The organism is Methylobacterium sp. (genome assembly GCF_028290105.1).
Classification (GTDB): domain Bacteria; phylum Pseudomonadota; class Alphaproteobacteria; order Rhizobiales; family Beijerinckiaceae; genus Methylobacterium.
In genome coordinates, this window is record NZ_JAQGKL010000006.1 from 1 (window position 1) to 8,744 (window position 8,744).

Below are 8,744 nucleotides of genomic sequence, written 5' to 3' on the forward strand. Positions count from 1 at the left end.
TGCTGTTCGCGCTGATCGGCCGAGCCGCGCCCCGGTGGCGCAGCCCCTTTGCCCTGCTCGCGCTCGGCGGATGCGCCGCCCTGGTGCGAGCGATCGGGATGGCGTGGTTCGGCGATCGGCTCGGGCCCGTCGTCGCGTTGCAGATGCTGCACGGCTTCACCTTCGGGGCCACGCAGTTGGGAGCCATGGCGGCGGTGTCGCGCTTCGCGCCGGACGGCGCGCGCGGGCGGGCGCAGGGCACGGTCAGCTCCGCCGGGGCTCTGGCCTCGGCCAGCGCGACGCTGATGACCGGCGCGCTCTACCAGGCCGGCGGCGGTCCCCTCGCCTTCGCGCTGATGGCGCCGCTCGCCATCGCCGGCCTGTGCCTCGTGGCACGCGCCGCGCGGGCCGCCCGCGCTTTCAGCCTTCACACCACCACGTTTGTGGGCCAGCACGCGGGCCGAGGGGCCGAGCCTTGACCGTTCGGTAACCGTGATCGGCGATAGGGTTCGTACCGGCGTCGATGGGTTGTCGCGGCATTGGAGTGCGGCGTCGTTGGGTAGAGCCGAGATCAGGACAAGTCCGGAGACCGCCGACGCCGCCATCCTGGATGGCGGACGCATCGGCCTGTCCGGACGCTGGACCGCTGACCAGGGCGCGGCCGTCGAGGCGGCAGCCGAGCGGATCGCCGGCAGCGCCGCCGGCACGCCGCTCCTCGTCGATCTCAGCCATGTCAGCCGCCTCGACACGCTCGGGGCGTGGGTCCTCGAGCGCACCCGCGCGGAGATCGAGGCCAACGGCGGACGCCTCGCCTATGCGGGGGCGGCCCCCGAACACCGCATCCTCCTCGGCGAGGTCAAGCTACGCGCCGCCGAACCCGCGCCCGCGCCGCGCGGCCGCCTGATCGGCTTCCTCGAGGATCTGGGAAAGCGGGTCGTCGGTGCGAAATCCGACTTCGTCACCGGTCTCGCCTTCTTCGGCGAGGTCGTCACCGCCTGCATCCGGGTCGCGGCCCGGCCCGGCACCTTCCGGGGCACGGCGCTCGTCAACCAGATCGAGCAGGTCGCCTTCCGGGGCGTGCCGATCATCGTTCTGATCTCGTTCCTCGTCGGCGGCATCGTCGCCCAGCAGGGCATCTTCCAGCTCCAGCGCTTCGGCGCCCAGAGCTTCGTCGTGAACCTCATCGGCCTGCTGATCCTGCGCGAACTCGGGGTTCTCCTCACCTCCATCATGGTGGCGGGCCGTTCCGGTTCGGCCTTCACCGCCGAGATCGGCTCGATGCGGATGCGCGAGGAGGTCGATGCCCTGCGCGTCATGGGCCTCGACCCGATCGAGATCCTGATCGTGCCGCGCATCCTGGCGCTCGTCATCGGCTTGCCGATCCTCACCTTCCTGGCCTCGCTCGCGGCACTCGCGGGAGGCGGCCTCACCGCCTCGCTCTACGGCGGCATGACGGTGGACGCCTTCCTGGCGCGGCTGCAGGCCGCCGTGTCGCTGCACCACGTGGCGGTCGGGCTGATCAAGGCGCCCTTCATGGCGCTCATCATCGGCATCATCGCGACGATCGAGGGTTTCGCCGTGGAGGGCTCGGCCGAATCGCTCGGCCGCCACGTCACGGCCTCAGTCGTCAAGTCAATCTTCATGGTGATCGTCCTCGACGGATTGTTCGCCGTCTTCTTCGCCGCGATCGATTTCTGAAGGCGCGCTTGTCGAAACCGATGCAGACCCTGGCCGGCCAGCACCCGCAGACCCTTGGCGCGCCGAACGGGCACGCGGCGCGGCCGGCTGCGCCCGAGCCGATCATCCGGGTGCGCGACCTCGTGGTGGGCTTCGGGCCGAAGATCGTGATGAAGGGGCTCGACCTCGACATCCGGCGGGGCGAAATCCTGGGCTTCGTCGGGCCCTCCGGCCAAGGCAAGTCGGTGCTGACCCGCACGATCCTCGGTCTGGTGCCCAAGCGCTCCGGCACCATCGAGGTCTTCGGCGAGGACGTCGACGGGCTCACCGTGACCCGACGGCGCCAGATCGAGCAGCGCTGGGGCGTGCTGTTCCAGCAGGGCGCACTGTTCTCGGCACTGACCGTCAAGCAGAACATCCAGATGCCGATGCGCGAGCACCTGAACCTGTCCGAGCGCCTGCTCGACGAGTTCGCGCGTCTCAAGATCGAGATGGTCGGCCTGAAGCCGGACGCCGCCGACAAGCTCCCCTCCGAGCTTTCGGGCGGTATGATCAAGCGCGCGGCGCTGGCCCGCTCGCTGGCCCTCGACCCCGAGATCCTGTTCCTCGACGAGCCGACCTCGGGCCTCGACCCGATCGGTGCCGGCGAGTTCGACGAACTGGTCGCCACCCTGAAGCAGACCCTGGGACTGACCGTGTTCATGGTCACCCACGACCTCGACAGCCTCTACACCGCCTGCGACCGCATCGCCGCGCTCGGCGACGGCCAGATCATCGCGCAGGGCACGATCGAGGAGATGCTGGAGAGCCAGCATCCCTGGCTGCGCTCCTACTTCCACGGCAAGCGCGGGCGCGCCGTCGTCCCGCAGGGCACGCAACATGCACGCGCCTGACGTGACGGTGCCCACGATGCACACGAGAGCGCGTGCGGCGCCGCACCGCACAAGACCCATTCCGCCAAGGTATCACTGATCCGATGGAGACCCGTGCGAACTACGCCCTCATCGGCGCCTTCACGCTCGCCGTGCTGGTGGCCGCCTTCGGCTTCGTGTTCTGGCTCCAGGGCGGTTCGCGCAGCCAGGTTCGCCAGGCCGTGCGCATCGTGTTCTCGGGCAGCGTCGGGGGCCTCGCCAAGGGCTCGACGGTGGCCTTCAACGGCATCAAGGTCGGCGAGGTCATGGACGTGCGCCTGCTGCCGCAGGACCCGCGCCGGGTCGTCGCGGTGGTCGAGGTCGAGCGCACGACGCCGTTGCGGGCCGATACCCGCGCGCGCCTCGACTCGGCGATGCTCACCGGCGTTTCGACGATCTCGCTGTCGGGCGGCAACGCCGACGCTCCCGTCCTGACGCCCGGCTCCGGCGACCAGATGCCCACCATCTTCGCCGATTCCTCCGACATCCAGGACATGATGGCGGCGGCCAAGCAGATCGCCCAGCGCGCCGACGACGTGCTCCAGCGCCTCGACAAGGTCGTGGCCGGCAACGAGGGCGCGATCACGCGGACGCTCGCCAATGTCGAGTCCTTCTCCAAGACCCTGGCCGAGGCCGGCCCGGCGGTGAGCGGCCTCGTCAAGGCGATCGACGGGCAGAAGCTCAACCACGTCATCGACAATGCAGACCGGTTCTCCGGAGCGCTGGCCGCCGGCAGTCCGGACATCGAGGGCGCCCTCAAGGACGCGCGCTCGCTCGCCGCCAAGCTCAACGCGTCCGCCGACCGTGTCGACGCGGTCCTGAAGGGCGCGGAGGGCTTCCTCGGCTCGGCTTCGGGCTCGGCCGGGACCAGCACGTTCACGGAGGTGCGCGAGGCCGCGATCTCGGTGCGCGACGCAGGCAAAGCCTTCCGAACCCTGTCCGAGAACCTCGACAAGCGTACCTCGAACATCGCCACCAGCTTCAACCGCCTGAGTGGCACCGGCCGGCGCGAGGTCGAGGCCCTGTCGACGGATGGGCAGCGCACGCTGAACACCCTGAACCGTACCGTCAAAAGCCTGGAGCGCGATCCCTCGCAGGTGATCTTCGGCGGCAAGCCATCGTTGCCGGAATACAACGGTGGTCGTTGATCCGTCCATTTGCCGGGTCGGCGTGTTGCGGCGCACGGCACCATTCCGGAGTTGAGATAGTTTACCGCCACGCTGTGCGTCAGCGCGGCGACGGACTCCCGGAATGCGTATGACGATCCTCAGGACGGCCCCCGCGCTCGTCGCGATGCTTCTCGCGGCCGCCCTCGGCGGCTGCGGCGGCGGCGCCGTTCCGCTCACCTTCGACCTCGCCGCCCTGCCGCCGAACGGCCGGGTCGGCGCCTCCGCGCGCTCGTTCAGCGTGGCCGAGCCGGTGGGCATCCAACCCTTCGAGGCGGACCGCATCATCGTGCGCGAGCCCGGCGGCGCATTGTCGTTCCTCGGCGGTGGCCAGTGGGCCGACCGCCTGCCGCGCCTGATCCAGACCCGCCTGATCCAGAGCCTGGAGAATTCGGGCCGCCTGAAATCCGTCAGCCGACCCGGCGACAAGATCGTCTCCGAGTTTCAGCTGATCAGCGAGATCCGGGCTTTCGACATCGCGGCCGGCACCGGCGAGGCCGTGGTCGACATCTCCGCCAAGATCATCGCCGAAGGCACCGGCAAGGTCGTCGCCGCGCGGATCTTCACGGCGCGCGTGCCCGTCCCGAAGGTCGATGCCGGCACCGCCGCGGTCGGCCTCGACGCGGCCCTGGCCCGTGTGCTCGCCGAGATGGTGGCCTGGGTGAATTCGGGCCGCTGAGCGGGCGCACGCCTCACTCCATCACGGCGGCCTTCATGATGACCACCATGATCGCCTTGGCGGGTTCCGCGCCGACGCAGCGCACGGTGTGCGGCCGGTCGCAACGATAGCGCAGGGTCTCGCCGGCGCGGGCCCGCTGCGTGGTCCCGGCGACCTCGACCTCGAGCACGCCGGAGGTCACGGTCAGGGATTCCACGGAGCCGCGCTGATGTGGGTCGGAATCGAGCTGGCCGCCCGGGTCGGCGACGACCTCGTACCATTGCAACCACTCGACCGTCTTGATCCAGCCGACGATGGCGAGCCGCACCTTGCCATCGTCCGAGACGAGGATCGGCGTGTCGGCCCGCGAGGTCTTCTCGATGAATGGCTCCTCGTCGCTCGTGGCGAGGACCCGCTCGATCGACACGTCCAGGGCCTGGCTCAGGCGCCAGATGGTCGCCAGCGTCGGATTGGTCTCGTTACGCTCGATCTGGCTGATGATCGATTTGGCCACGCCGGATTGCTCGGCGAGTTCCGAAAGCGACAGGTTGTAGGCCTTGCGCAGGCGCTGGATCGTCTTACCGAGCTGGCCGGAAAGCACCTGCGCCCCGGTGAGAATGTCTCGCTGGCGCCCGCGATCGGGCGTCGTCAACTGGTCTTCCATCGTCCCTGACATCCGCGCGTCCGTTCCGTTTAGCGGACGCTTGTACGTTACTTCAAACGCAAACGGCAGAGCGGCGCAAGGCGCGCTCAGGTCCAGAGGGCATGGAAATGGTGCACCGGGCCATGCCCGGCCCCCACGGGGACGCGGTCGGCGGCGGCGATGGCGGCGGAGACGTAGCGCTTTGCCTGGGCGACGGCCTCCACCATCGGCAGTCCGCGTGCCAAACCGGCAGCCACCGCCGAGGACAGCGTGCAGCCGGTCCCATGCGTGTTGCGGGTGTCGATGCGGGGGGCAGCGAACCGGCGCAGCGTTCCGTCGGCGCTCATCAGGTGGTCGACGCTCTCGCTGCCCACCCCGTGCCCGCCCTTCACCAGCACCGCACGGGCGCCGAGAGCCAGGAGACGGCGTCCCTGCGCGACGGCGGCGTTCTCGCTGTCGGCGGGCGTCTCGCCGATCAGCGCGGCGGTCTCGGGCAGGTTCGGGGTGACGAGATCCACCAGCGGCAGGAGGAGCCGGCGCAGGGCCTCCACCGCCGCCTCGGAGATCAGCCGGTCGCCCGAGGTGGCGACCATCACGGGATCGAGGACGATCGGAATCGACCCGGCGTGGCGCGCGAGGCCGGCGGCGACGGCCTCGATGGTGGCGACCTGCGACAGCATGCCGATCTTCACCGCCGTGACGCTGAGATCCGAAAACACGCTGTCGATCTGCGCCGCGACGAAGTCGGGGGGCACGTCATGGATCGCCTGGACGCCTCGGGTGTTCTGCGCCGTCAGGGCCGTGACGACGCTGGCGCCGTAGACCCGCAGGGCGGCGAAGGTCTTCAGGTCCGCCTGGATACCGGCGCCGCCGCTCGAATCGGAGCCCGCGATGGTGACGGCGATCGGTGTCATGGCGCTTTCCTTGGGGCTTTCGCCGAGACTAGGCCGTGACGCCCCGCGCGGCGAGGGCGGAATCCACACGAAAGCGCAGGTCGCGCGCGCGACCCTCCACGGATTCGCCGGCAAACAGCGACGAGATTACCGCGATCCCATCGGCTCCCGCCTCGATCACCGCCGCCGCGTTGCTGGCATCGATCCCCGCGATCGCCCCGAGCGGAAAACCCGGACCCCGGGCGAGGCGGCCCCGGAAGACGATCCGGGCGAGTCCGTCGAGCCCCACCGGCGGGTCGGGATTGTCCTTGCTGGTCGTGGCGAACACGCCGCCGATGCAGGCGTAGTCCACCGGCAGCCGGTACAACTCGTCGGCCTGGGCGCCGGTCTTGAGCGTGAGCCCGACGATGGCGTCAGGCCCGAGGAGGCGGCGCGCGTCGGCGGGATGCAGATCGCCCTGCCCGAGATGGACGCCCTCGACACCGGCGGCGAGCGCCAGGTCGACCCGGTCGTTGACGAGGAGCGGCACACCGCTGCCGGCGAGGGCCGCGTGGATCGCCCGGATACGGGCGAGGGCCGCACGGGCGTCGGCGATCGACTTTTCGCGATATTGCAGGAGGGTGCAGCCACCCCGGACCGCCTCCGCCGCCATCGCGGCGAGCCGCGTGCCGTCCCAGCCGGACACCCCGGTATCGAGGAGGCCGTAGAGGCGCAGGTCGACCACCCGGCCCCTGCGACCCGCTTCATGCTGTCCGATCACGCGACGCCTTCCCGATTTCGACGAGACCTGCATCAGGACTTTCCGCAGCGCCGGAAGTCCAGGCCCTGAAGCCCGTCAACGGAAGATGTCCCCGTGGCGGAGCCCGGGGGCGGCCCCGACGTTGGGGACACGATCCCCCGCAGAGGCCGTACCCGCATGGACCGCACCCAGAAGCAGAAGATGCTCGCCGGCGAGATGTACGATCCCGACGATCCGGAGCTTCACGCGGATGCGCAAGCCGCCAAGGCCTGGATGCAGCGCTACAACGCGGCCCTGGCCGAGACGCCCGACCGTCGGCGCGCGCTGTTGCGCGAGCGCTTCGCCGCCGTCGGCGAGGGCGCGGTGGTGCGTCCGCCCTTCCACTGCGATTACGGGCTCCACATCAGCCTCGGCGCCCACGTCTTCCTCAATTACGGCTGCGTCATCCTAGACTGTGCCCCGGTCAGCATCGGCGAGCGCACCCAGATCGGTCCGGGCGTGCAGATTCTGACCCCCGACCATCCGCGCGAACCGGGGCCCCGCGAGGCCGGGCTCGAATTTGCCCGGGCGATCCGGATCGGGCGCAACGTCTGGATCGGCGGCGGCGCGCTGATCCTGCCCGGGGTGACGGTGGGCGACGACGCGATCGTCGGCGCCGGCAGCGTCGTGACCCGTGACGTGCCCGCGGGCGCCACGGTTGGCGGCAACCCGGCGCGGCTACTTTCCAAGCACCGGGGCTGACGCGACGGCAAGCGTCGGAATTCGCGGTCCGCCGCCGTGCCTCGCGTCCCGGGGGACGCGGCGTTTTCGACGTTCATCACGTGCGCGCGATGTGCCATGAGCTTCGATGCGCCATCGGCGAAGGTGGCGATGACGCGGATATCGGGCGGGGATCGGACAGCGTGACCACGGCGGAGGAGACCGAGCGGACACCCGAGGTGGCGCCCGCCAATTCGTCCGCCGTCGGGCTCGTGGCCGTGATCGTGGCGGCCACCGATGGGGAGCCGCGCGCGCTGACGGTGCAGCTGTCGGGCCAGGCGAGCGGCCGGTCCGACGGATTGCCGGCGGGGCCGTTGGTGCCCGAGCATCCCACCCTGGAGCGCGGGCTGCGGGCCTGGGTCGAGCGCCAGACGCATCAGCGCCTCGGCTATGTGGAGCAGCTCTACACCTTCGGCGATCGCGACCGGCAGGGCGAGGATACCGGCGGCCTGCACTCGCTCTCGGTCGCCTATCTCGCCCTGGTCCGCGAGATGCGGCCCGCCGGGCTCGCCGAGGCCTCCTGGCGCAACTGGTATCGCTACCTGCCCTGGGAGGATTGGCGTGCCGGCCGCCCGGAATCGCTTCCCGTGATCGAGGGCAAGCTTCTCGCTTGGGCGGAAGGCGTCGGCGATCCGAAGCTGCGGCGGCGGCGCGAGGACCGGCTCGGACTGACCTTCGGCCTCTGCGGCGGCGCCTGGAACGAGGAGCGGGTGCTGGAACGCTACGAGCTGCTGTTCGAGGCGGGCCTGATTCCGGAGGCCCAGGGCCAGTCCGGCATCGCGCACGAGCACGACATTCCGGTCACCGGCCAGCCCATGGCCCTCGACCATCGCCGCGTGCTGGCCACGGCGATCGGGCGCCTGCGCGGCAAGATCAAGTATCGTCCCGTGGTGTTCGAGCTGATGCCGCCGACCTTCACGCTGTTCCAGCTCCAGCGCACGGTGGAGGCGCTCTCGGGCACCAACCTGCACAAGCAGAACTTTCGCCGGCTCGTGGCCCAGCAGGGCCTCGTCGAGGAAACCGACGGCGTCACCAGCGGAGCGACGGGACGCCCCGCCCGCCTCGTGCGCTTCCGCCGCGAGGTCCTGCTCGAACGCCCGGCCCCGGGCTTTCGCCTGCGGCCGGCGCGCCGGCCGGCCTGAACCCCGGATAGCCGCACCGACAATCGCAGTGCGGCGTCATTTCTCGCGTTGCAAAAACGTTATGCTCAAAGGCTGCATATCTGGACAACCGGGGACGACACGCCTACGTTAGTCGGCACAATGCTCAGTTTGAGCATAAGTGAGGACGCGTCAATGGCGGCGACCAGTCTCCCGAAC

At 70.2% G+C, this 8,744-nt stretch carries 10 protein-coding genes; 7 read left to right on the plus strand and 3 right to left on the minus strand.

The window, feature by feature from the left end; translation table 11 throughout:
- The 5 genes from JWQ05_RS00260 to JWQ05_RS00280 all read left to right on the plus strand — a co-directional run.
- Positions 1-458 (plus strand): MFS transporter (locus JWQ05_RS00260; RefSeq protein ID WP_299652703.1); only part of this gene is annotated, 458 nt, incomplete at its 5' end.
- 76 nt (positions 459-534) lie between these two features.
- A complete protein-coding gene (locus JWQ05_RS00265) occupies positions 535-1,677 on the plus strand; it encodes an MlaE family lipid ABC transporter permease subunit (RefSeq protein ID WP_299652706.1) in 1,143 nt (380 codons plus the stop codon).
- 149 nt (positions 1,678-1,826) lie between these two features.
- Positions 1,827-2,549 carry an ABC transporter ATP-binding protein gene (locus JWQ05_RS00270; protein WP_366944533.1) on the plus strand — a complete coding sequence of 241 codons (723 nt, stop codon included), beginning with the start codon at positions 1,827-1,829 and terminating at the stop codon, positions 2,547-2,549.
- Positions 2,550-2,632: 83 nt separating this feature from the next.
- On the plus strand, positions 2,633-3,715 hold the full coding sequence (locus tag JWQ05_RS00275) for an MlaD family protein (RefSeq protein WP_299652712.1): 1,083 nt from the start codon (positions 2,633-2,635) through the stop codon (positions 3,713-3,715).
- A 103-nt stretch (positions 3,716-3,818) separates the two neighbouring features.
- Positions 3,819-4,412, plus strand: a complete 594-nt coding sequence (locus JWQ05_RS00280) for an ABC-type transport auxiliary lipoprotein family protein (protein ID WP_299652715.1) — start codon at positions 3,819-3,821, stop codon at positions 4,410-4,412.
- A 13-nt stretch (positions 4,413-4,425) separates the two neighbouring features.
- On the opposite strand, the gene JWQ05_RS00285 is transcribed toward JWQ05_RS00280, so the two are convergent.
- The 3 genes from JWQ05_RS00285 to thiE form a co-directional block, all read right to left on the minus strand.
- A complete protein-coding gene (locus JWQ05_RS00285; protein WP_299652718.1) occupies positions 4,426-5,055 on the minus strand; it encodes an XRE family transcriptional regulator in 630 nt (209 codons plus the stop codon).
- 86 nt (positions 5,056-5,141) lie between these two features.
- Entirely contained in the window at positions 5,142-5,948 is an 807-nt protein-coding gene (gene thiD / locus JWQ05_RS00290; protein ID WP_299652721.1) for a bifunctional hydroxymethylpyrimidine kinase/phosphomethylpyrimidine kinase, read from the minus strand.
- A gap of 28 nt (positions 5,949-5,976) precedes the next feature.
- On the minus strand, positions 5,977-6,687 hold the full coding sequence (gene thiE, locus JWQ05_RS00295; RefSeq protein ID WP_299652724.1) for a thiamine phosphate synthase: 711 nt from the start codon (positions 6,685-6,687) through the stop codon (positions 5,977-5,979).
- A gap of 156 nt (positions 6,688-6,843) precedes the next feature.
- Between thiE and JWQ05_RS00300 the strand changes: the two genes are divergently transcribed.
- Together JWQ05_RS00300 and JWQ05_RS00305 are read left to right on the plus strand one after the other, a co-directional pair.
- Positions 6,844-7,407, plus strand: coding sequence for a sugar O-acetyltransferase (locus JWQ05_RS00300; protein ID WP_299652727.1), 564 nt, complete (start codon positions 6,844-6,846; stop codon positions 7,405-7,407).
- Between the two features lie 161 nt (positions 7,408-7,568).
- Positions 7,569-8,567 (plus strand): hypothetical protein, encoded by a 999-nt coding sequence (locus tag JWQ05_RS00305; RefSeq protein ID WP_299652729.1) that lies wholly within the window; start codon positions 7,569-7,571, stop codon positions 8,565-8,567.
- The last annotated feature ends 177 nt before the right edge of the window (positions 8,568-8,744 follow it).

Bases quoted from the DNA above. Each gene is read 5' to 3' on its own strand.
- JWQ05_RS00275 (WP_299652712.1), top strand. From the start codon at position 2,633: ATGGAGACCCGTGCGAACTACGCCCTCATCGGCGCCTTCACGCTCGCC.
- JWQ05_RS00280 (WP_299652715.1), top strand. From the start codon at position 3,819: ATGCGTATGACGATCCTCAGGACGGCCCCCGCGCTCGTCGCGATGCTT.
- thiD (WP_299652721.1), bottom strand. From the start codon at position 5,948: ATGACACCGATCGCCGTCACCATCGCGGGCTCCGATTCGAGCGGCGGC.
- JWQ05_RS00270 (WP_366944533.1), top strand. From the start codon at position 1,827: ATGAAGGGGCTCGACCTCGACATCCGGCGGGGCGAAATCCTGGGCTTC.
- JWQ05_RS00300 (WP_299652727.1), top strand. From the start codon at position 6,844: ATGGACCGCACCCAGAAGCAGAAGATGCTCGCCGGCGAGATGTACGAT.
- JWQ05_RS00285 (WP_299652718.1), bottom strand. From the start codon at position 5,055: ATGGAAGACCAGTTGACGACGCCCGATCGCGGGCGCCAGCGAGACATT.